Source organism: Pseudogracilibacillus auburnensis (assembly GCF_003201975.1).
GTDB lineage: Bacteria > Bacillota > Bacilli > Bacillales > Amphibacillaceae > Pseudogracilibacillus > Pseudogracilibacillus auburnensis.
The window spans coordinates 50,071-70,428 of sequence record NZ_QJJQ01000008.1 but is presented as its reverse complement, the minus strand read 5'-3'; the positions used below and the strand labels follow the sequence as shown (position 1 = coordinate 70,428).

24 protein-coding genes and 1 pseudogene are annotated in these 20,358 nt (G+C 35.8%); 19 read left to right on the top strand and 6 right to left on the bottom strand.

All coding sequences use genetic code 11. The features are described 5' to 3' along the window. The first annotated feature begins 20 nt into the window (after positions 1-20). The gene (gene ytzI / locus DFR56_RS11965; RefSeq protein ID WP_110395797.1) at positions 21-185 is read left to right on the top strand and encodes a YtzI protein; all 165 of its coding nucleotides are present in this window, start codon (positions 21-23) and stop codon (positions 183-185) included. A 214-nt stretch (positions 186-399) separates the two neighbouring features. Here ytzI and DFR56_RS11960 read toward each other — a convergent pair whose 3' ends face one another. Then, positions 400-771: a helix-turn-helix domain-containing protein gene (locus tag DFR56_RS11960; RefSeq protein ID WP_110395677.1), complete on the bottom strand. Its 372-nt coding sequence runs from the start codon at positions 769-771 to the stop codon at positions 400-402. Positions 772-1,283: 512 nt separating this feature from the next. Between DFR56_RS11960 and DFR56_RS11955 the strand changes: the two genes are divergently transcribed. Genes DFR56_RS11955 through DFR56_RS11945 form a run of 3 tightly spaced genes read left to right on the top strand, consistent with a single transcriptional unit; the run spans position 1,284 to position 2,833 of the window. Further along, positions 1,284-1,718, top strand: a complete 435-nt coding sequence (locus tag DFR56_RS11955; protein ID WP_110395676.1) for a response regulator — start codon at positions 1,284-1,286, stop codon at positions 1,716-1,718. 60 nt (positions 1,719-1,778) lie between these two features. After that, entirely contained in the window at positions 1,779-2,216 is a 438-nt protein-coding gene (locus tag DFR56_RS11950) for a LytR/AlgR family response regulator transcription factor (RefSeq protein ID WP_158525618.1), read from the top strand. Next, complete coding sequence (locus tag DFR56_RS11945; RefSeq protein ID WP_110395674.1) at positions 2,213-2,833, top strand: AfsR/SARP family transcriptional regulator; 621 nt, start codon at positions 2,213-2,215, stop codon at positions 2,831-2,833. The genes DFR56_RS11950 and DFR56_RS11945 overlap by 4 nt, the downstream gene beginning before the upstream one ends. Before the next feature lie 203 nt (positions 2,834-3,036). Here DFR56_RS11945 and DFR56_RS24015 read toward each other — a convergent pair whose 3' ends face one another. The 4 genes and pseudogenes from DFR56_RS24015 to DFR56_RS24000 all read right to left on the bottom strand — a co-directional run bounded on the left by DFR56_RS24015 (position 3,037) and on the right by DFR56_RS24000 (position 4,105). Next, a complete protein-coding gene (locus DFR56_RS24015) occupies positions 3,037-3,117 on the bottom strand; it encodes a hypothetical protein (RefSeq protein WP_465269905.1) in 81 nt (26 codons plus the stop codon). Between the two features lie 179 nt (positions 3,118-3,296). Beyond that, positions 3,297-3,740 (bottom strand): helix-turn-helix domain-containing protein, encoded by a 444-nt coding sequence (locus DFR56_RS24010; protein WP_377723367.1) that lies wholly within the window; start codon positions 3,738-3,740, stop codon positions 3,297-3,299. A gap of 48 nt (positions 3,741-3,788) precedes the next feature. After that, positions 3,789-3,887, bottom strand: a pseudogene (locus DFR56_RS24005) (hypothetical protein); the annotation flags it as partial. 11 nt (positions 3,888-3,898) lie between these two features. After that, positions 3,899-4,105, bottom strand: a complete 207-nt coding sequence (locus DFR56_RS24000; protein WP_110395671.1) for a hypothetical protein — start codon at positions 4,103-4,105, stop codon at positions 3,899-3,901. Positions 4,106-4,136: 31 nt separating this feature from the next. Here DFR56_RS24000 and DFR56_RS11925 point away from each other — a divergent pair, with 31 nt between their 5' ends. The 15 genes from DFR56_RS11925 to DFR56_RS11855 all read left to right on the top strand — a co-directional run bounded on the left by DFR56_RS11925 (position 4,137) and on the right by DFR56_RS11855 (position 19,804). Next, on the top strand, positions 4,137-4,439 hold the full coding sequence (locus DFR56_RS11925) for a sortase (protein ID WP_110395670.1): 303 nt from the start codon (positions 4,137-4,139) through the stop codon (positions 4,437-4,439). Beyond that, the gene (locus DFR56_RS11920; protein ID WP_110395669.1) at positions 4,436-5,110 is read left to right on the top strand and encodes a class C sortase; all 675 of its coding nucleotides are present in this window, start codon (positions 4,436-4,438) and stop codon (positions 5,108-5,110) included. The genes DFR56_RS11925 and DFR56_RS11920 overlap by 4 nt, the downstream gene beginning before the upstream one ends. Positions 5,111-6,368: 1,258 nt before the next feature. Further along, positions 6,369-7,958: an ABC transporter substrate-binding protein gene (locus DFR56_RS11915; RefSeq protein ID WP_244916500.1), complete on the top strand. Its 1,590-nt coding sequence runs from the start codon at positions 6,369-6,371 to the stop codon at positions 7,956-7,958. A gap of 96 nt (positions 7,959-8,054) precedes the next feature. Next, the gene (locus tag DFR56_RS11910) at positions 8,055-8,702 is read left to right on the top strand and encodes a DUF1028 domain-containing protein (RefSeq protein ID WP_110395668.1); all 648 of its coding nucleotides are present in this window, start codon (positions 8,055-8,057) and stop codon (positions 8,700-8,702) included. A 449-nt stretch (positions 8,703-9,151) separates the two neighbouring features. After that, positions 9,152-10,102, top strand: a complete 951-nt coding sequence (locus DFR56_RS11905) for an ABC transporter permease (protein WP_110395667.1) — start codon at positions 9,152-9,154, stop codon at positions 10,100-10,102. A gap of 15 nt (positions 10,103-10,117) precedes the next feature. Next, entirely contained in the window at positions 10,118-11,017 is a 900-nt protein-coding gene (locus DFR56_RS11900; protein ID WP_110395666.1) for an ABC transporter permease, read from the top strand. A gap of 20 nt (positions 11,018-11,037) precedes the next feature. Then, positions 11,038-12,054, top strand: coding sequence for an ABC transporter ATP-binding protein (locus tag DFR56_RS11895; protein WP_110395665.1), 1,017 nt, complete (start codon positions 11,038-11,040; stop codon positions 12,052-12,054). Beyond that, complete coding sequence (locus DFR56_RS11890; protein WP_110395664.1) at positions 12,047-13,057, top strand: ABC transporter ATP-binding protein; 1,011 nt, start codon at positions 12,047-12,049, stop codon at positions 13,055-13,057. Before DFR56_RS11895 ends, DFR56_RS11890 begins: the two co-directional genes overlap by 8 nt. A gap of 243 nt (positions 13,058-13,300) precedes the next feature. Beyond that, a complete protein-coding gene (locus DFR56_RS11885; RefSeq protein WP_110395663.1) occupies positions 13,301-13,924 on the top strand; it encodes a glycerol-3-phosphate acyltransferase in 624 nt (207 codons plus the stop codon). A gap of 23 nt (positions 13,925-13,947) precedes the next feature. Further along, complete coding sequence (locus DFR56_RS11880) at positions 13,948-14,430, top strand: DUF456 domain-containing protein (protein WP_110395662.1); 483 nt, start codon at positions 13,948-13,950, stop codon at positions 14,428-14,430. Positions 14,431-14,539: 109 nt separating this feature from the next. Beyond that, positions 14,540-16,882, top strand: a complete 2,343-nt coding sequence (locus DFR56_RS11875) for a xanthine dehydrogenase family protein molybdopterin-binding subunit (protein WP_211320626.1) — start codon at positions 14,540-14,542, stop codon at positions 16,880-16,882. Then, entirely contained in the window at positions 16,879-17,721 is an 843-nt protein-coding gene (locus DFR56_RS11870) for an FAD binding domain-containing protein (protein ID WP_110395660.1), read from the top strand. The genes DFR56_RS11875 and DFR56_RS11870 overlap by 4 nt, the downstream gene beginning before the upstream one ends. Further along, positions 17,718-18,185 carry a (2Fe-2S)-binding protein gene (locus tag DFR56_RS11865; protein WP_170124502.1) on the top strand — a complete coding sequence of 156 codons (468 nt, stop codon included), beginning with the start codon at positions 17,718-17,720 and terminating at the stop codon, positions 18,183-18,185. Before DFR56_RS11870 ends, DFR56_RS11865 begins: the two co-directional genes overlap by 4 nt. Beyond that, positions 18,178-19,218, top strand: a complete 1,041-nt coding sequence (locus DFR56_RS11860; protein WP_110395659.1) for an XdhC family protein — start codon at positions 18,178-18,180, stop codon at positions 19,216-19,218. The genes DFR56_RS11865 and DFR56_RS11860 overlap by 8 nt, the downstream gene beginning before the upstream one ends. Next, entirely contained in the window at positions 19,169-19,804 is a 636-nt protein-coding gene (locus DFR56_RS11855; protein ID WP_110395658.1) for a nucleotidyltransferase family protein, read from the top strand. Before DFR56_RS11860 ends, DFR56_RS11855 begins: the two co-directional genes overlap by 50 nt. A 55-nt stretch (positions 19,805-19,859) precedes the next feature. Here DFR56_RS11855 and DFR56_RS11850 read toward each other — a convergent pair whose 3' ends face one another. Further along, positions 19,860-20,249: a TBC domain-containing protein gene (locus DFR56_RS11850; protein WP_110395657.1), complete on the bottom strand. Its 390-nt coding sequence runs from the start codon at positions 20,247-20,249 to the stop codon at positions 19,860-19,862. Positions 20,250-20,358 lie beyond the last annotated feature (109 nt).

Sequence of the window (20,358 nt, the reverse complement as noted above, 5' to 3'; positions counted from 1 at the left end):
TTAGGTGTATAAAAGTGGCAATGTCCGCATTGATCATTGGTATTTTATTGACAGTAGGAATTTTACTTTTATCGTTACTAACAATTAGTAAAGGATATGGGTATAAGCATACGGTTGATCCATTAGTGGAGGAAAATAAAGAAGAGTCAACAAACAACAATAAAGCTGTAAAAGGAAATCTATGAAGAAAGATATCTACCCGCAAAAAAGGGGCATGTAGAAGGTTTAATTACTCTACATGCCCCTTACTTATTTGTCATTAATTTAAACGGAAAACAATTTTGAAAATATACGCTAGTCATTAAGATCCCATATTTAGTAAGTATAAGTATGTATTGACATTTTAAAGATGCCACTTTAAAATAGTGGCAAATTAAATCATTCAGCTTACAGCAATTGTTAGTTTTCTTGGAGAATCTTCATAATCTGTGTCATTTTAACTAACTCAGATCTTTTAGCATTTCTAATCCCTTGAAAAAGTTCAGGAAATTCCTGCTGTAAGTGTAAGATTTGTTCATCGTGTTTCGAAAGAGTAGGATACGGTTCCTGCTTCTCCTTGATGATAGGACTATCACTATTACCAAGCAAATAATCAATAGACACGTTAAAATAGTTAGCTATTTCAACAAGCAATTTATATCCTGGTTCACGGGAACCCCTTTCATACATTCCAATCGTACTAGTACTAACATTTAATACTTTCCCCAAACGTTCTTGCGTTAAATTTGATCGTTTTCTTAAATATCGTAAACGATTTCCGAATAGTACCATCACCTTCACCTATAGTTATTTTAACACCGAAAGTGATTCGAAAATGGGTTTGGTACAATACGTGCAATATTTTTTATTGCAAACTAATCGCACGATACGTGTTATTTAATTGCAAAAGGATTTGATTAATTACTTTTGATAGAAAAGAAATGGAAAAGCGCCTTTTTTATATTGTGTTTACATAGTGCCACCCGATTGATCAATGATTAAAACAGAATAAGTAATTTGACAATATCTTTTAAGTCACCCATGTATAACATTGGAATTTACCAAACAAGTTTTACCATTGTTTTATCAAGAAAGTTAAGTTTTTTATGGAGATAGAAAATATTCAAACGTTACTTATAGAAAATTTTACTGCAAATCAACCCTTGTTTATATAGTATTCACAATTTGTTCAGTTATTAGCCATTATTTGTTTATTATTTTGTATATGTGGATGTGTTATTGTTTTATGGGCGAAAAGAGGAGGAATAAAATACCTTTACTGGCAATGGAAGGATGTGGTGTCTGTGGAAAACAATAAAATTAATGTTGTTGTTATGGATAGCTCAAATATATTTCGTGAAGGAATAAAGTTAATATTAAATTCTGATCGCTTGATCCATGTTAAAGCGACTGGAAATGGGAACAAGAATATTAGTGAAATGCTTCAAACACATGAACCTAATGTTCTAATTGTGGATAAAGCAATCTTTGATCGTAATAAAATCGATATTGAAAATGAAATCTTGAAGGATTATCCGCATACGAAACTAGCAATTTTATCTGAAAACACTCACGATAGTTTTGTGATGAAAGCCTTAAAAATCGGAGTACACGGATATTTGTTAAGAGATATGAGTGGAGATAGTTTTATAGAGGCGGTCAAAATGATCCATGTTGGATTGTACTATATTCATCCGAAATTAAGTCATTTCCTAGTAGATGAACTCTTAAAGGTTTAAGTAAATGAATAAAACAGTAATCTATTTAATAAAATTCACCAATGAATAGGACTGATTACCTTGCTTAGAACGATTATCGAAGACGATGAAAAATTATCGATTGAGTATTTGGAACATTTGCTAAAAGATGTAAATGGTGTGGAAATTGTAGGTAAATATACAGATGGTCATGTGGTTTTGGAAGAATTTGAACGGAAAAGCCCAGAACTTGTATTTCTTGATATAAGCATGCCCGGGGTATCTGGTATAGAGATAGCGAAGAAGATTAAGTCAATTTTACCAGAGTGTAAAATAGTATTTGTTACCGCCTATAAACAATATGCTTTGAAAGCATTTGAAATTGGTGTGACAGATTATATTGTAAAACCATTTAAAAAAGCACGAATCCAACAATTAATGGATCGTATTATAGATCAAAATAACGAAGAAATCAAAACGGATGAATATGTTGTTTGCACCTTTAAATACTTTCATTTCAAAAAAATGGGAAAGAAATGAAAAATGTAAAATGGAGAACAGCAAAAGCTAGGGAATTATTTGTTTACTTGGTGCAAAATGATAAGGAATTTGTTAGGAAAGATGTTTTAATTGAATTATTATGGTCTGATTTAAAGGTTGATAACGCATATGATAATTTATACAGTACCATTTACCACATTAGAAAAACATTAGAAGCAATTAGTGTAAATATTGATATTATAAGCACTGTCCATGGCTATGAATTACAATGTAATGATGTAAAATATGACGTAGAGGTCTGGGGAAGTGGTCTTGGTCAATTAGAAAATCTTTCAAAAGAGACATATTTCGATTGTAAAGAAATAATGAAATTGTATACTGGGGATTATTTAGCGGAAGAAACGTATGTATGGAAGGAAAATGAACAAGAAAGATTAAGAGTCCTTTATATAGCTAAGTCCAAAGATATTATTGATTATTTAATCGAACAAGAAAATTATACAGAAGCAATATTGCAAGCCTTGCATCTACAAAGAATGTACCCATATATGGATTACTCCTATTTCATGTTAATGCAGCTTTATGATGAGTTTGGAGATTTGTACAATGTGGAAAGGCAATATAATAAATTGAAAAGGATTCTTGAGGAAGATTAACACTTTACCGAATAAATCAATTCGTACATGGTATCAAAATTGGATTAGAAGACAATTAATTATCTAAGCTAGTATTTACTAAATTATAATTAGTTATAATGCTTTGAATATTAAAATTGTCTTCGTAAGTCTATTTTGAAAAAACACCACTTGTTTCATGATCTGCTCCCTGTCAAGTAGACAGTGGAATAATAAAAATGTGCTTAAGCGGCTTTAGCTCTAAATTCGATGGGGCTAAGGCCGTTTAATCTTTCTTGTAATCGTTCGTAATTGAAAAAATACATGTATTCATCTATTGCCTTTACGAGTTCTTCAAAAGTATCCTATTTATTCAAATAATACTTCTCGCATTTTATCATTCCCCAAAATGCCTCCATTGGTCCATTATCAATACACTTTCCGACCCTTGACATACTTTGTGTCATCTTTGCTTCATCAATTTTCCGTTTAAATTGATAAGAAGTTATCCACGATCACTATGGATCAACGGCTTTGTTGCTGCTAATGTATTGATGGCATTATCGAATGTTTCAAATACAAGTTGATTATTATCTGAATGACCAACTACATAGCTGACAATGGTGTTATCATATAGGTCCAAAATAGCACTTAAATACACTTTCTTTGAATTACCATATTTAAATTCAGTAACATCCGTTACCCATTTCTGATTTGGATTTTCTGCTGAAAATTCTCTATTTAGTGTGTTTTCCACTGTTTTATTTCTTCCGCGTCTGTCTTTTAATGCATCTATACCACCAACTTCATACTTTCTAACCCATTGATATACTTGTTGGTAAGATACCTTATATTTAACAGCTGTTCCCTGATAATCCTTGTCCACAGATAAGCAATAATAAACAATATCAATTTTTTCCTTCCACGTAGTGGATCTTCCTTTAGCCATAGATTGACTCAGTCTTTTCGCCGTACCTGTAATCTCTCTATGGCCATTATACTTCTTAATCCAGTCTCTCAAAACCCTAGTATCAGAAATATCATGTATTCTAATCACTTCTCTTAAAGAATAATTACCAGATTCATAATCTCTTATGGCAGCTAATTTTAATTCTTTAGAGTATTTTTCCAGGTTTTAGATTCCTTTAGCCCCCCCTTTATTCCATGCTTTTCATACTTATATCTCCAATCGATAATTGAACTAGGATACACATAATAAAGAACGCATAATTCACTTAAGGAATGATTTTCGGATTCATAAGCATTCAATATTTCAACTTTCTCTTTTAAAGAACGACTTCTTTTATTAGACATAAAAACGCTCCCCTATAAGTAATCAGATTTTATTTATTTATTCCGTCTACCTATAGAAGTAGATACGATTGATATTGTCTTGCCAAGTGAAACAGAATGGTTAACAATGGAAGAGGATCAAAACAAAATGACTCTTTTAACATGTGATCCATATATGATCAATTCTCACCGAATGTTAGTCACTGGGCATAGAGTTCCATATGTGCCAGAACAGGCCGAGGAAGTAAGGTCAAATGATTACACTCTTTACTATCTTGTCGGTTCTATTTTAGCGCTATTACTCATCATCTTTTTCATCTATCGCCGTATGAAAAAGCGAGGGGAAGGACAATGAGAAAAAGATCAACCATCATTGTCATATTTTCTCTTGGAATAATCGTTATACTTTATCCGCATATTGCACAATGGGTGAATAGTTATTTACAAAAGGGACAAGTAGAAGACTTTCATAATATAGAAATGTCAGATGATGAACTTGATCAATTAATGGCAAAGGCGCAAGAATGCAATGAACATATTTTTTATGACAGTGAAGGTTTTCGCGATCCGTTCGGGGATAATGAGGAAAAGTTACAACAATTCCAGGAATGTCTCGGACTATATGAAGATATGTTTGCGGCAATTGAAATTCCAAAATTAAAACTCGTAATTCCAATCTTTTTAGGGGCAACAGATGAAATTTTAAGTAAAGGAATTGGACAAGTTGAAGGGTCTTCCTTACCAATTGGTGGGAGTAGTACTTATACCGTTTTAGCCGGACATCGCGGGATGGGAACAAAAGCGATGTTTCGCAACGTCGATGAACTATATTCAGGAGATATCTTTTATATTCATACATTAGATGGAACTCTTACATATGAAGTATATGATCAAAAAGTGATTTATCCCGATGAGACTGATTCACTAGAAATCGAACAAGATAAAGATTTAGCCACGTTACTTACATGTCACCCTTACCGCCATAATTATCAACGACTACTTATTCATGGAGAACGAACGGATTGAGCAAGCATAAATGAAAAAATGATAAATTAGACGGATGCATTCAATTTTCCAATATCCAAACACTTGTTAAAGGAATTGGCTATAGTGATATACACGATAGCCAATTGTTTTTTGCTCTCTAGGAAATTATATTTGAATATACTTGATAATGTGTCCGAAATTAGTTATGTCTTTCCTAACGCACTACTCAGCACTCCATTCGTGAGCTCCGCATTCTCGTATTGAGTCACGCATTATTCGTTTGCCCTGTGCATTCTCGTATTGAGTCACACATTATTCGTTTGCCCTGCGCATTCCCGTTTTTAGTCACGCATTATTCATTTGCCCTGCGCATTCCCGTTTTGAGTCCTGCATTATTCGTTCGAACTGCGCATTCCCGTTTTGAATCTCGCATTATTCGTTCGAACTGCGCATTCCCGTTTTGAGTCCTGCATTATTCGTTCGAACTCCGCATTCTCGTATTGAATCTCGCATTATTTGTTTGCACTGCGCATTCCCGTTTTGAGTCTCGCATTATTTGTTCGAACTGCGCATTCCCGTTTTGAGTCCTGCATTATTTGTTTGCACTGCGCATTCTCGTATTGAATCTCGCATTATTCGTTTGCACTGCGCATTCTCGTATTGAATCTCGCATTATTTGTTTGCACTGCGCATTCCCGTTTTGAGTCTCGCATTATTTGTTTGCACTGCGCATTCCCGTTTTGAGTCCTGCATTATTCGTTCGAACTCCGCATTCTCGTATTGAGTCTCGCATTACTCGTTTGCACTCCGCATTCTCGCTTCTTCATGAAGGGAGTACTGCCCATATAGTTACAGTGACTAATCTATCATTTTAAGAGTAGGAATAAAGGTTTATAAAGCATTAAATTAATTATAACGGTTAATAGTATTGACTTAATTTTTATACATAGTATAATGGCAAGCATATATGCAAATTTTGATAAAAATTGTCGGGATTTGTATGGGTGATATAGTCCTTATATATTTTTAAAAATAGTTTGAATGGTTGGTGATGGAAAGAAATTGAAATGTGAATGATTGCTATTTGTTGTGTGAATTACTGGTGCACAACTAAATTTGTGCAATCAAATGGAAAAAAATAACTTAAATGTAAGGTGATATAACCATAAAAAGGATTTTCCATTTTTGTAATTGATTTTTCTGAATATTCGTTTTAGAATAAATCATTAAAATGAATGAGAGAATGTAACGCGAGAAGATGGAGCCACTTTACAAAAAAACTTGGGGGGATATTGGAATGAGTTTTTCAAAAACAGCTAGAATTTTACTTTTATCTTTAGTCATCATGGCCCTTGTTGCTTGTTCTTCGGATACGACTAAACAAGAAGAAGGAAAGGAAAATGAAGGAGAGACGGTTACTGGTGGTGAATTACGAGTAGCATATTCAGCTCAACCACCTAGTCTTGATCCACATGTTAGTGCAGCAATTATTACAGCGGAAGTAATGGGACATGTATTTGAAACATTATTAACTACTGATTCGGAGTACAATATTAAGCCAATGCTTGCAGAATCTTATGAACAAAGTGAAGATGGCAAAACGATCACTTTCCACTTAAGGGAAGGGGTACTTTTCCATAACGGTGAAGAAATGAAAGCAGAAGACGTTGTTGCTTCCATGAACAGATGGAAAGATGGCCCAGGCGGTCGTGGTCAATTTGAAAATTCTACTTTTGAAGCAGAGGATGATTATACAGTTGTTTTAAAAATGGATCAGCCATTATCAACTGCATTAAACTCCATTTCACAAGGTTCATCTTCATTTGCAGCAATTATGCCTAAGGAATCAATCGAAAATGCAGATGAGACTTCAGTGAAAGAAGAAGATTTAATTGGAACAGGACCTTTTACATTAGAAGAATGGAAACAAGACCAACATATTCATCTTACAAAGTTTTCTGACTACACAGGGTTAGAAGATGAGGCAGATGGGTTGTATGGTAAGAAAGAAGCGTTAGTTGATGATATTTATTTTGAAATTGTAACAGATTCATCGACTAGAGTCGCAGGTATCGTATCAGGAGAGTATGATATTGCTCACGAAATTCCGTACGACAATGCAGATCAGTTAGAGAATGACCCGAATGTTGAAAACCAAATTATTCCAGGGGCTGGAACGTTAATTATGTTTACGAACAAAAAGGTTGGTCCCTTCGCAGATGTAAAAGCTCGTGAAGCATTATCGACATTAATTAACATTGATGAGATGATGACAGCAGCGTTTTCAGATCCTAAGTATTATACATTAAACCACAATATGATGATGCCACATCAGGAAGAGCAGTGGTATAGCGATATTGGGAAAGATAAATATAATTTAAATGATCCCGAAAAAGCAAAACAACTTTTTGAAGAAGCAGGTTATAACGGAGAAGAAATTACGATCATGACTTCCAGAGACTATGAGTTCATGTATAATGCGGCGGTTGTTTTACAAGCTGAACTTGAAGCAATTGGTGTAAAGGTAAAATTGGATGTGTATGACTGGGCTACATTACTCGATAATATGACAGATGAAACAGCGTACGATATTAATATGGTTTGGATCGGGTATAAACCTGAACCTACATCACACCATTTCTTAAACACACAAATTTCTGGATGGACAGAAAGTGATGAATTAACAGAGCTAATGGAGAAATTTAGAACGCAACCAACTTTAGAAGATGCAAAACCAGTTTATGATGAATTACAAGCATGGTTCTGGGATTATCTGCCTGCAGCAAAAATTGGAGACTATAATCGAGTTGATGCGACACGTACTTCTGTTGAAAACTACCAGTATTCTGATCGGATGATTCTTTGGAACGTAACGAATAATAAATAGTTTATATGTGAGATGAGCTTAGGTGCCTTTGTAAAGGAATAGCTTACAAGCACCTTGGCTTTTCTTATTACACTAAAAAAGAAAGGAAGAGTTACGATGACATTTTCAATTACAGCCCGTTGTAAAAAAACTGGGATGCTCGGAATAGCGGTAAGTACAGCTCGTCCTGCGGTAGGCGGACTAGCGGTATATGTAAAAGCAAATGTAGGGGCAATTGCAACACAAGCTGCACTTAATCCTTACTTTGGGATTGATGGTCTAAAATACTTAGAACAAGGAATGACTGCTGAACAAGTAATGGAACGAGTAAAAAGGGAAGACGCGGAATATGAAAAAAGACAATTAGCCATTGTTGATAACGAAGGTAGAACAGCCGGTTATACTGGTAATGACACAGTTCCTTGGGCAGGGCATTACTTTGGTGACCAATTTGTAGTTGCAGGGAATATGTTAGTTGGGGAAGAAGTAGTGAAAGTGATGGCAGAAACATATGAAAATTCGAATCTCGATTATCTACCAGAACGATTACTAGAAGCACTTCATGCAGGACAAAATGCTGGTGGTGATAAACGGGGACGCCAATCTGCTGCTTTACACGTTGTAGACAAATTAGATTATGCAATTGTTAATATTCGAGCAGACGAGCATCCAAACCCAGTACAAGAACTGGAGCGAATATATGACGTGTGTAAAACAGACCTATTCCCATATATTGATAAATTGCCTGTTTATAAAAATAGATAAAGAGAATGGAGTAATGTTTACTAGGAGCCTTAGACATATCTAAAACGATTAAGTCTAAAGACGAACAATGCATTATCTGAGCGGAGGAAATATACGTAGACTCCTGTGGGAAGAAGGCCTAGGAGAGACTCCGGAAGGCGTTAGCCTGGGGAGGCTCACCAGCCGCCCGCGGAAAGCGGAGTGTATTTCCGTAGCGAGTTATATCCAGCTGCCATTGTTCCGGTTTTTATTTGGTGGAAATACTTTTGCCTCAATCTCCTAGATTAAATGAAACGATTCTCTTTAGTGGAATATGACATTGGCCAGTTCGTAGAGTGTTTGCTTATGCGAGAAAAGAAACAGATGTCTCGTAACTCTTTCAACTGGTCATTCGTTTTGAAACTTTCTTGTTCGGAGTAGAAAACGATTAATATCTTTTTGAAAAAAACTGTAAAAAGGAGGTTTATCCTTTGTTTAACTACATCATAAAACGGATACTTTCACTTATCCCTGTTTTATTTATCGTTTCCATAGCAATTTTTTTACTTATTCATATTACTCCAGGTGACCCTGCTTCGATCATTTTAGGAATTGATGCATCCCAAGAACAAATCGATGAACTACGGCAGCAACTTGGTCTAGATTTACCTGTGTATGAACAATATATTCGTTGGATATTAGGGGTGTTTCAAGGTGACTTTGGCACGTCTTATTTCTCCAATGAACCTGTTACTACATCGATTATTGAGCATTTAAAACCGACGATTTCTTTAGCAATATTAGCACAAATTATTACGATCATCATTGCCATCCCATTAGGAATTGCAGCAGCGAATCGTCGTGGTACAGTTGCTGATCAATCTATTATGGGTGTTTCGCTTTTAGGAATGTCGATCCCTAGCTTTTTGCTTGGCTTATTTTTAATCTTATTTTTCGGAGTAAAGTTAGGCTGGTTACCAGTAGCCGGATATCAACCTTTGGAAGCAGGTTTTTTTACACATCTAAAATATCTTATTATGCCTGCCATTTCTTTAGGTGCAATACAAGCTGCACTTGTAGCGCGGATGACAAGAACTTCTATGTTAGAAGTATTAAATACAAACTATATTAAAACGGCTCAGGCAAAAGGGGTAAAAAATAGGAGCATCGTTTATAAACATGCGCTACGTAATGCCTTTCTTCCGATTCTAACCGTTATTGGACAAACATTTGGAATTTTAATAGCTGGTGCCGTCGTTACGGAGACGATTTTTAATATTCCTGGAATTGGCCAATTGATCATTAACTCAGTAGAACGTCGTGATTATGCCGTTATTCAAGGTGTTGTATTGTTTGTCACGTTATCCTATGTATTTATTAATCTAGTGATTGATTTATTATACGGATTAATTGATCCACGAGTCCGGTTAGATAATGACTAAAAAAGGGGGATGAAAATGGGTACAGTTGAAAGTAATGTTGGACTCACCAGCGTGAAACAAAAACTTAAAAAAGAACAAAGACAATTATTTTTTAAACGATTAATCTCAAACAAATTAATGGTTACTGGTGGAATGACGATTTTATTTTTAATGATCGTAACATTAATTGGGCCATTCCTCGTTTCCCATGATCCGTATGAAATGGTTGTACAAGATAGACTTCAAGCGCCAAGTGCTGAACATTTACTTGGAACGGATGAGTTCGGACGGGATTTATTATCTCGCATCATTCATGGTTCGAAAGTAACGATGGGAGTAGGATTTTCAGTAGCCGCCATTACTTCGCTACTTGGCATGATTATTGGTTTATATGCAAGTTATTATCGATTTCTTGATCATATTTTAATGCGGATTTGTGATGGACTTATGTCTATTCCAGCAATTTTACTCGGTATTGCTTTAATGGCGGCACTTGGGCCAAATACGAAAAATGTAATTATTGCTTTAAGTATCGTTTTTACACCACATGTAGCTAGAGTCATTCGTTCGGCGGCTATCGTTGTTCGAGAGCAAACGTATATTGAAGCGATGAAAGCGCAAGGAGCTAGCACATGGCGGATCATATGGGGACATATGATGCCAAATACGATATCGCCACTCGTCGTTCAAGCAACGTTCATTTTTGCTGACGCGATTATTACCGAAGCTGCTTTAAGCTTTTTAGGAGCGGGGGTTCCTGCCCCAGATCCAAGTTGGGGAAATATTTTATATGATGGGAAATTAGTTATTTTTAATGCTTGGTGGATGACTGTTTTTCCTGGGATCATGATCGTTTTATCTGTTCTTGGATTGAACTTATTAGGAGACGGGCTTCGTGATTTAATCGATCCACATACAAATCAAGGAAAGAAATAATAAAAAGTTAGGGTGATTACATGCCGAAACAACCTCTTTTAGAAATAAATGAATTAAAGACACACTTTCATACGGAGCGAGGACGTGTAACTGCGGTAGATGGCGTTACTTTCCATGTGAACGAAGGAGAGATATTAGGGGTAGTTGGTGAATCAGGGTGTGGAAAAAGTGTGACGTCTCAGTCAATCTTAAGGCTTTTTGACGAAAAGCGACTCGCTCAATATGATGGTGAAATAAAACTTAAAGGGACGAATTTATTGGAACTATCTGATGAGAAGATGCAATCCATTCGCGGAAATGATATTGCGATGATTTTCCAGGACCCACTTAGTTCACTTAATCCAGTTTTTACAATCGGTCATCAAATTGCGGAATCGATTTTGCTCCATCAAAATGTATCGAAGAAAGAAGCGTACGAAAAAGCAGTTGAAATGTTGAGATTGACGGGAATTCCTGCTCCAGAAAAGCGAGTGAAGGAATATCCCCATGAGTTATCTGGTGGGATGAGGCAGCGAGTAATGATTGCCATTGCTTTATCATGTGAACCGCAATTATTAATCGCCGATGAGCCAACTACGGCGCTTGACGTAACGATTCAAGCACAAATTTTAGATCTCATTGTTGAAATAAATAAAAAATTAAATATGGGTGTCATTTTTATTACACATGATCTAGGAGTCGTTGCTGAAATTTGTACACGTGTCGTCGTTATGTATCTCGGTCAAATTGTGGAAGAAGCTAACGTTGTTGATGTTTTCGAAAATCCGTTACATCCGTATACTAGAGGGTTAATGAAGTCTGTACCACAAATTGATGGAGATCGCTCAGAGAAGTTACATGTCATTGAAGGAACTGTCCCTGCCCTTGATAATATTCCAAAAGGTTGTCGTTTTGCTACCCGCTGCCCATTTGCTGATGAATTATGTGTTGAAAAAGTGCCAGAATTACGTGAGTTTAAAAATGGCCAAAAGGCAAGATGTTGGCATGCGGAAAAAATTGCTGAGGAAGATCAAGAAAGGGAGGATCAATATGTCTGAACAACAAATAGTGAAAATAGGAAAAGAACAAGAAACCCCCTTACTTGATATTCAAGGTTTAAAAAAATATTTTCCAGTAAAAGGGCCATTAGGAAATTTGGGTGGAAAAAAAGGAATGGTAAAAGCAGTTAATAATGTTTCCTTTCAATTATTTGAAGGAGAAACATATGGGCTTGTAGGTGAATCAGGCTGTGGAAAAAGTACGACTGGAAGAACCATTTTACGCTTAATCGAACCGACAGAAGGTAAAGCGATGTACAAAAATAAAGATCTTTTCCAATTAAGTGGGAAAGAAAGTCGTAAAATGCGTCAGGAATTACAGATGGTTTTTCAAGATCCCTATTCATCTTTGAATCCACGAAAGCGGATTGGTCAATCATTGGAAGAGCCGTTAGCGATCCATCAGATTGGAAATAAAAGAGACCGCACAGATTTAGTAATGGATATTTTGGAAAAGGTCGGTATGCGCATCGATCACTACTACCGATACCCACATGAGCTTTCAGGTGGACAACGACAACGAATTGGTCTGGCAAGAGCACTGATTGTTAATCCTAAAATAATTATTGCCGATGAGCCTGTTTCCGCTTTAGATGTATCGATCCAATCGCAAGTAATCAATTTACTACAAGAATTACAAGAAGAAATGAAGTTAACGTATTTGTTTATTGCTCATGATATTAGTGTTGTTAGGCATATATCGGATCGGATTGGTGTGATGTATTTAGGCAATTTAGTAGAGGAGGCACGGACAGACGAATTAGTTGAGTCAGCCCTTCATCCTTATACTCAAGCATTATTATCCGCGGTACCATTGCCAAATCCTAAGATGAAGAAAGAAAGAGTTGTTTTAAAAGGAGAACTTCCTTCGCCATTACATCCACCATCTGGTTGTGTGTTCCATACGAGATGTCCATTTGCGATGGATGTTTGTAAACAAAAAGTGCCTGTAATGGAAGCACGGTCAAAAGATCATCAAGTCGCTTGTCATTTATATGAATGAATAGCGTTATACGAACAGTCTATCTTTAATAAGTCCAACATGCTAACGTTGGATTCATTGAAGGTAGACTTTTCGTTATGGTTTTTATCATTCATCTGATATTTATTGATTTAGCTACTTGAATTTTATTGAAATAAATGCTATTTTTATACATTATTATGATCATTATTTGTAAAGAAATAATAAAAAATTATCATTTATTGGCATGAGTGTAGTAGAATAGGAGAAGAAAGGAGGAAAAAGATGTACCTTCTAATGATAGTTATTATCGGTTATTTGTTCGGATGTATTCATGGTTCACAAATAGTCGGTAAATATAAAAAGATTAATATAAAGAAAAATGGAATGAAGAATGCAGGAGCTTCCAATGCAACTTTATTATTAGGGTGGAAATATGGTTTTATCGTTGCTTTTATTGATGTTTTTAAAGCGATTGTATCCTTATTAATTGTAGCAGCTTTATTAAATAAATTTAATGTATTATTCGAAATGCAAATTTTACTTTTATATGTTAATGCATTATTTGTTGTAATTGGACATAACTTTCCTTTACAAATGAGTTTTAATGGTGGAAAAGGGACGGCCTCTTTATTCGGTGTTTTATTGTATATTGACTGGAAATTTGCAGTAATGGGACTTATTATATTATTATTATTTGCTTTTGTAACGAACTACTTTGTTACGGGAACTTTGATGTTGTACTTATCTTTTATTGCGTATACACTTTATACTTTTGGCAGGGCACCTACATTTGTCGCTTGTCTTTTTACTGTACTGTTCTTTATAAAACATGCTGAAAATTTTAAAAGAATTGTGAATAAAGAAGAAGTAAAATTGTCTACACTATTTCGTAAAGAAGCGAGTTAATAAATATAGGAGCTTAAACAAATTTGAATATTATTATTTGGACGATCATTATCTGTTTATTTATAATTAGTTTTGTCGGAGTATTTATTCCGATCGTACCGGCTGTAGTAGCTATTTGGATTGGTTTTTTCTTGTATCATTTTTTCATTAGTAGTGAGCAGCTCTCTGTACTTTTTTGGGTAGTAATGGTCATTTTTACTATCATTTTAGTCGGAGCAGATTTATTAACGAATCGTTATTTCGTATATAAGTTTGGTGGGACGAAAAAAAGTGAGTGGGGAGCAATAATTGGTGTAATTATTGGAACTTTCATCTACCCACCTTTTGGAATGATATTTTTGCCACTTCTTATCGTTTTTTGTCTTGAAATAATAGAAAAACGACCTGTAAAAGAAGCGATGCTCGCTGCAGTTGGTGCTTTAGCTGGTTTTTTAAGTGGCGTCGTCGCAAAAATCATCCTTCAATTTATTATGATCATTTGGTTTGTTTTAACAATCTTTATATAAAAACTTGTAAGCTGTAAATATGCTTGCAAGTTTTTTTTGTTCCATTGAATATATATCCTTTTATAGGGGGAAATTAATAGTAGCAAATACCAAAATAAGGATGTATGAAATGAACCAAAAGAACTTTACTTATGTTGGAAAAGATATTCAAAGGGTTGATATAGAAGATAAAGCGTATGGAAGGGTTAAATATACAGATGATGTCATGGAACCAGGTGTATTAATAGCAGCATTACATACGAGTACCCATGCTCATGCAAAAATTAAAAACATCAATCTTGAAAAGGCAGCACAGGTCAGCGGAGTCCACGCCATTATTACTGGTGAGGATTTTCCTTATCCGGTTGGACCAATGCTTGCGGATCGTCCACCAATTGCTTATGAAAAGGTAAGATATTTTGGTGAGCCAATTGCTGTTGTAGTAGCCGATAAGGAGCATCTAGCGAAATATGCTGCTAGCTTAATTGAAGTACAATATGAGCCTCTACCAATTTTACAGTCTCCTCGGGAAGCAGCCAAAAAGGATGCCTCTTTAATCCACGAACATTTGGGAAAATATACAACGATGGTTGAAGGTGTTCATGCTATCCCTAAAACAAATATTGCTAACTTAACAAAAATTCGAAAAGGCAATATGGAAAAAGGATGGGAAGAAAGTGATATTACAATAGAAGCAAATTTTTCTTTTGGTCCCGCTGACCATGTTGCATTAGAAACAAGAGTTGTCCGTGCAGAAATTTTACATGATGGTCGTGTCATGATTTACTCATCGACACAAGGACCATTTTATGTGCAAAAAATGCTTAGCGAATTTTTCAACATAGATGCCGGAAAGATTTCCGTACAAACACCGTTAGTTGGGGGTGCTTTTGGTGGAAAAGGTTGTGTACAACTTGAATTTACCGCTTTTCTTGCATCCCGTGCAGTTGGGGGAAGGATGGTGCGACTTGTAAATACGAGAGAAGAGGATCTCGTTACCTCACCTGTTCATCTTGGACTAGAAGCTACGGTGAAATTAGGGGCAACGAGAGCTGGTAAATTAACAGCAGCTCAATATGAATATTATTTTAATACCGGTGCATATTCGGATATGGGAGCTGGGATGAGTAAAGCTGGTGCAGTTGATTGTACAGGTCCCTTTAAGATTGAAAATGTGCATACTGATTCGCATTGTGTTTATACAAATCAACCATATGCGACTTCTTTCCGTGGTTTTGGACATCCAGAATTAACTTTTGTCATGGAAAGGGCGATGGATCAATTAGCGAAAAAATTAAAGATTGATCCACTTGAACTACGTTTAATGAATGCAATAAAGCCAGGAGATACGACACCAACTCAAGTGCATTTAAATGCAAGTAATTTGGGAGATGTTTCTGCATGTTTAAGGAAATTAAAGCAGTTAATTAATTGGACTGGGGAAGAAAGAACGATAACGAGAGATGGCAAAATTAAGACAAAAGGGATAAGTAGCTTTTGGAAAACATCGAGTACACCACCAAATGCAACTGCAGGCACGATACTAACTTTTAATACAGATGGAAGTGTCAATTTAAATTGTGCTGCAGTCGAAATTGGGCAAGGAACAAAGACAGTGTTGACGCAGATACTGGCTGAAAAGTTACAGCTAGATATGAAAAAAATACATATAACTGTGGAAGTGAATACCCAATATGATCCACATCAATGGAAAACAGTCGCAAGTAGTACAACCTATTTAGCTGGGAGGGCAGTGATGGCAGCGGCCGAGGATGCAATTTTTCAATTAAAACAGGTTGGAGCAGTTGCTTTAAAATGTCTGCCGGCAGATTTAGAAGTTGGAAATGGACTTGTGTACATGAAAGATAGTCCAGAGTTTTATGTGAAAATAAAAGACTTAGCTACAGCATATAAGTATCCGAATGGAAATTCAGTTGGTGGACTTATCCTTGGTGCTGGTTCACATGTTGTCCGTCATTTAACACCACTTGACCCTGAAACTGGATTTGGAAAACCAGGTCCACAATGGACAGTCGGTGCACAAGCTGTAGAAATAGAATATGACCCAAAAGATTATACGTATAAACTACTGAAAGCTGCAACCGTATTAGATGCTGGGCAAGTAATAAATCCGAAAGCTGCAATAGGCCAGATGAGAAGCGGAATGTACTTAGGGTTAAGTTGGGCTAGTAGAGAGCAATTTATGTTTGACCAAGATGGAGTAGTATTAAATCCACAACTTAGATCATACGATACGATAAGGGCTAGTGAAGCACCTGACTATTTAGTGGATTTTGTTGAAACTCCACTAGTTGATGGGCCATATGGTGCACGTGGTATTGGTGAATATGGAGTAATTGGAATGGCTGGCGCATTATCGAATAGTTTATCGATAGCTAGTCAAGTAAGCCTGCATGAATTACCACTAACACCAGAGTACATTTGGCAAACAGTGAATGGAGGGGGAAAATGATTCATTTTGATTTTGAATATGTGAAGCCATCCTCAGCTGAAGAGGCGCTTCAATTATTCGAGCAATTTACAGCGAATGGAAAAAAGGTCATGTACTATGGTGGTGGAACTGAATTTATTAGTCGTGCACGCATGAATGAAATAATGACCGATGTAGTGATCGACTTAAAAGCAATTCCGGCATGTAATGTATTGGAAGAAAATACGGAAGAATTAGTAATAGGTGCTACAAAGACGTTAACTGATTTAGTGGAAACGAACTTTTTTCCTCTACTCTCAAGCGTGATTCGGCTAATCGCTACACGTACAGAACGGAATAAGATTACGATAGGTGGAAATTTAATGAGTAACTTGCCCTATAAGGAAGGAATTCTTCCCTTCTTACTAGCAGATAGTAAACTAGCTATTGCAACAAAAAAAGGCATAAAAAAGGAAAAAATCACAACTGTTTTTGAGGAGGATAAAATAAGGTTAAAAGAGGAAGAATTTATCGTTCAAATACTAACAGATAAAAAGGTAGTAAATCAAGCCTTTTTTAATGAAAAGAAAACGAAGCAATCAAAGGTAAACTATCCAATTTTAACATTGGCTGCGTTACAAATGGAGGAGAATATAAAAGTAGCATTTAGTGGTTTATATGAATTTCCTTTTCACTCGAAGGAAATTGATAAACAAGTAAACGATCATAAAACATCATTTGATAAAAGGGTAGAAAAAGTGATTAAGTTACTACCAGCATCAATAATAGATGACATGCATGCATCTAGTAAATATCGTCAATTTGTTCTTAAATCATCTCTAGTGAAAATGCTAGAAAATATGGAGGCCGTGTCATCATGACAAAACAGGAAATATCAATGACTGTGAATGGAATGGAAAAAGAAGTGTTTGTCCGAAATGCGGATACCCTTTTACATATATTACGGGCACAATTGGGATTGACGGGAGCAAAACCGGGTTGTAACAATGGTGATTGTGGGTCATGTACTATATTAATGGATGGAAAACCGCTGAATGCTTGTCATATGCTGGCGGTAGAAGCTAGTAATAAGCACATTACTACGATTGAAGGGCTAACGGATACGACGATTCAAGACAAATTTATTCAAAAATGGGCACTACAATGTGGATACTGTACGCCGGGGTTTGTTCTAAATTGTTATGCACTAATTGAAAATGAACCAAATGCAAACGATGTTGAAGTGGATGAGTGGCTTGATTCAAATATTTGTCGTTGTACTGGATATCAGGAAATAAAGGAGTCTGTCAAAGAATTATTACGAGCGAGGAGAGCTTATGGATGATTGTAATGAAATCTTAAGAGAAATTGCTTCAACAGATGAAACGGTTGTACTTGCAACCATTATCGATGTCGAAGGATCTGCTTACCGAAAAGAAGGGGCAATGATGTTGTTTAGTAAAAAAGAGCAGACAGTTGGAATGATAAGTGTTGGCTGTTTAGAAGAAGATTTACAGATTAGGGCAAATCATCTTTTACAACAGGATCAATACTTTTCCGAACGAGTCGTTTATGATATGAGTGCGGAAGATGATCTTGGTTGGGGACGTGGAGTCGGTTGTAACGGAAAAGTCCATATACTATTAGAAAAAATACAATTTGAATCCGATCAACACAAGCATTTAATAAAAGTATATGAAACGTTAAAAGAGGGAATGGATGTAATAGCGGTTAAATCGTTACATACAGTTCCTTCTATCATTCCAACGAATTATTATATTCAAAATAAAAATGAAATGTTTGGTTCTGAATCTTCATTTGATGAAGATTCTTTTCAAGAAAAAAGGTCGAATAAATTAATTGGCCATACATATTTCCAACATTTCAAGCCAAACTCAAGATTATTTATATTTGGAGCAGGGGCAGACGTTCGTCCACTTGCAACTATTGCCGAGCAAACTGGATTCAATGTTCATATTTGGGATTGGCGGGCAACATTATTGTGTGAAAAAACATTTCCAAAAGCGATTTTTATCCATGACGATTCACTAGAAGATATTATATTTACTTACACAGATTCGATCGTTATTATGACACATGATTTTCAAAAGGATAAACAATTAGTCCAGAAACTGTTATCAAAAAAACGATATCGATATTTTGGCATTTTAGGGCCTAGAAAGCGAACAACTAGATTATTAGATGGGAAAGAAATTCCAGCATTTATTCAATCTCCAGTTGGATTAGCAATTGGTGCAGAGGGAGCGGAAGAAATTGCGATTAGTATCGTCGCCGATCTAATTCGAGTGAAGCGAGGTGCTTTATCGCATGAACCAGCAAAAGATCATCGGGATTTATTTAGCAGCAGGTCAAAGTAGCCGATTTGGACAAAACAAATTACTTGCCTCATTAGGAAAAGTACCACTCGGAAGTATGGCACTAGAAACAGCTCTGCAATCAAATTTGGATGAAGTATTTGTCGTAACTAAAAAAGGCGATTTACTGAAATGGTTTCCAGAAGCATTAAGGGCGAAATATAGGAAGAAAGTTAAAATACTATCATGTACACAGTCGAATAAAGGGCAATCCTTTTCATTAAAATATGGATTAGATAAAGCGAAAAAAGGAGGAGCGATAGCAATTGTTGTTATATTGGCTGACCAACCATGTATTTCAGTCCATTTAATCAATCAATTGATTGAGTATTATCATGCACATAGGTTGCTCGCTTTTATTGGAGCAACCTATCGTGGTACGATCAGTCCGCCAATCTTATTCGATGCACGTTTTTTTCCACGACTGTATGAATTAAAAGGAGATACAGGAGCACGCCAACTCATTCAACGTAACGTACATTTGGGATATTTATTTGAAATAACAGATCCCATTTTACATACTGATGTCGATACAGTAGATGATTATGTCAACTTACTGCAAAAATTAGCACCATTTCCCGGGAAATAACAGAAATATTGACGGAAAATTGTCTCCTTGTCGACACAAATATAGAAAATCGTCCCTATTTTGAACTTATTGCTTGCTGAAGCATCTGCAGTGTCCTGGTTGCAGTTTCGATCTGATGATCTAATTGTTTTAATTGCTGTTGGGCACCTTTTGGAAGACTTTGTGCAAATTCAGGTGCAGCTGTTTGTAATTGTTGTAGTAATTGAGTAGCATTCGTTAAACTTTGATCTGCCATTAATAGGGATGCTGCTATCGGGTTTTCTGATTGTGCTTGCCGAACAGATTGATGCGCTTTTTGTAATGCTTGTTTTGTTGCATTGAATATATTTTCGACATGTTGTTTTTGTGGGGTTGCCATATCGATATTTACTTGCTGTTTTGGCTTTAATTGTCCTTGCATTTTCTTTTGTTCTTCATAACGCTGTTCTACCGTTTGATATTTCACAAAAATCACCTTTTTAACGTTTTTTTTACTTTTCCCAAAAGGCCAATACAGTATACACCATATCTTAAGGAGAGGATAAAGCTACTAACAAGCAGACTATTTAATTATA

Bases quoted from the DNA above. Each gene is read 5' to 3' on its own strand.
- DFR56_RS11870 (WP_110395660.1), top strand. From the start codon at position 16,879: ATGATTCATTTTGATTTTGAATATGTGAAGCCATCCTCAGCTGAAGAG.
- DFR56_RS11895 (WP_110395665.1), top strand. From the start codon at position 11,038: ATGCCGAAACAACCTCTTTTAGAAATAAATGAATTAAAGACACACTTT.
- DFR56_RS11945 (WP_110395674.1), top strand. From the start codon at position 2,213: ATGAAAAATGTAAAATGGAGAACAGCAAAAGCTAGGGAATTATTTGTT.
- DFR56_RS11890 (WP_110395664.1), top strand. From the start codon at position 12,047: ATGTCTGAACAACAAATAGTGAAAATAGGAAAAGAACAAGAAACCCCC.
- DFR56_RS11885 (WP_110395663.1), top strand. From the start codon at position 13,301: ATGTACCTTCTAATGATAGTTATTATCGGTTATTTGTTCGGATGTATT.
- DFR56_RS24015 (WP_465269905.1), bottom strand. From the start codon at position 3,117: ATGTATTTTTTCAATTACGAACGATTACAAGAAAGATTAAACGGCCTT.
- DFR56_RS11920 (WP_110395669.1), top strand. From the start codon at position 4,436: ATGAGAAAAAGATCAACCATCATTGTCATATTTTCTCTTGGAATAATC.
- ytzI (WP_110395797.1), top strand. From the start codon at position 21: ATGTCCGCATTGATCATTGGTATTTTATTGACAGTAGGAATTTTACTT.
- DFR56_RS11900 (WP_110395666.1), top strand. From the start codon at position 10,118: ATGGGTACAGTTGAAAGTAATGTTGGACTCACCAGCGTGAAACAAAAA.
- DFR56_RS11910 (WP_110395668.1), top strand. From the start codon at position 8,055: ATGACATTTTCAATTACAGCCCGTTGTAAAAAAACTGGGATGCTCGGA.
- DFR56_RS24000 (WP_110395671.1), bottom strand. From the start codon at position 4,105: ATGTCTAATAAAAGAAGTCGTTCTTTAAAAGAGAAAGTTGAAATATTG.
- DFR56_RS11875 (WP_211320626.1), top strand. From the start codon at position 14,540: ATGAACCAAAAGAACTTTACTTATGTTGGAAAAGATATTCAAAGGGTT.
- DFR56_RS11960 (WP_110395677.1), bottom strand. From the start codon at position 771: ATGGTACTATTCGGAAATCGTTTACGATATTTAAGAAAACGATCAAAT.
- DFR56_RS11865 (WP_170124502.1), top strand. From the start codon at position 17,718: ATGACAAAACAGGAAATATCAATGACTGTGAATGGAATGGAAAAAGAA.
- DFR56_RS11915 (WP_244916500.1), top strand. From the start codon at position 6,369: ATGAGTTTTTCAAAAACAGCTAGAATTTTACTTTTATCTTTAGTCATC.
- DFR56_RS11855 (WP_110395658.1), top strand. From the start codon at position 19,169: ATGAACCAGCAAAAGATCATCGGGATTTATTTAGCAGCAGGTCAAAGT.
- DFR56_RS11860 (WP_110395659.1), top strand. From the start codon at position 18,178: ATGGATGATTGTAATGAAATCTTAAGAGAAATTGCTTCAACAGATGAA.
- DFR56_RS24010 (WP_377723367.1), bottom strand. From the start codon at position 3,740: ATGGCTAAAGGAAGATCCACTACGTGGAAGGAAAAAATTGATATTGTT.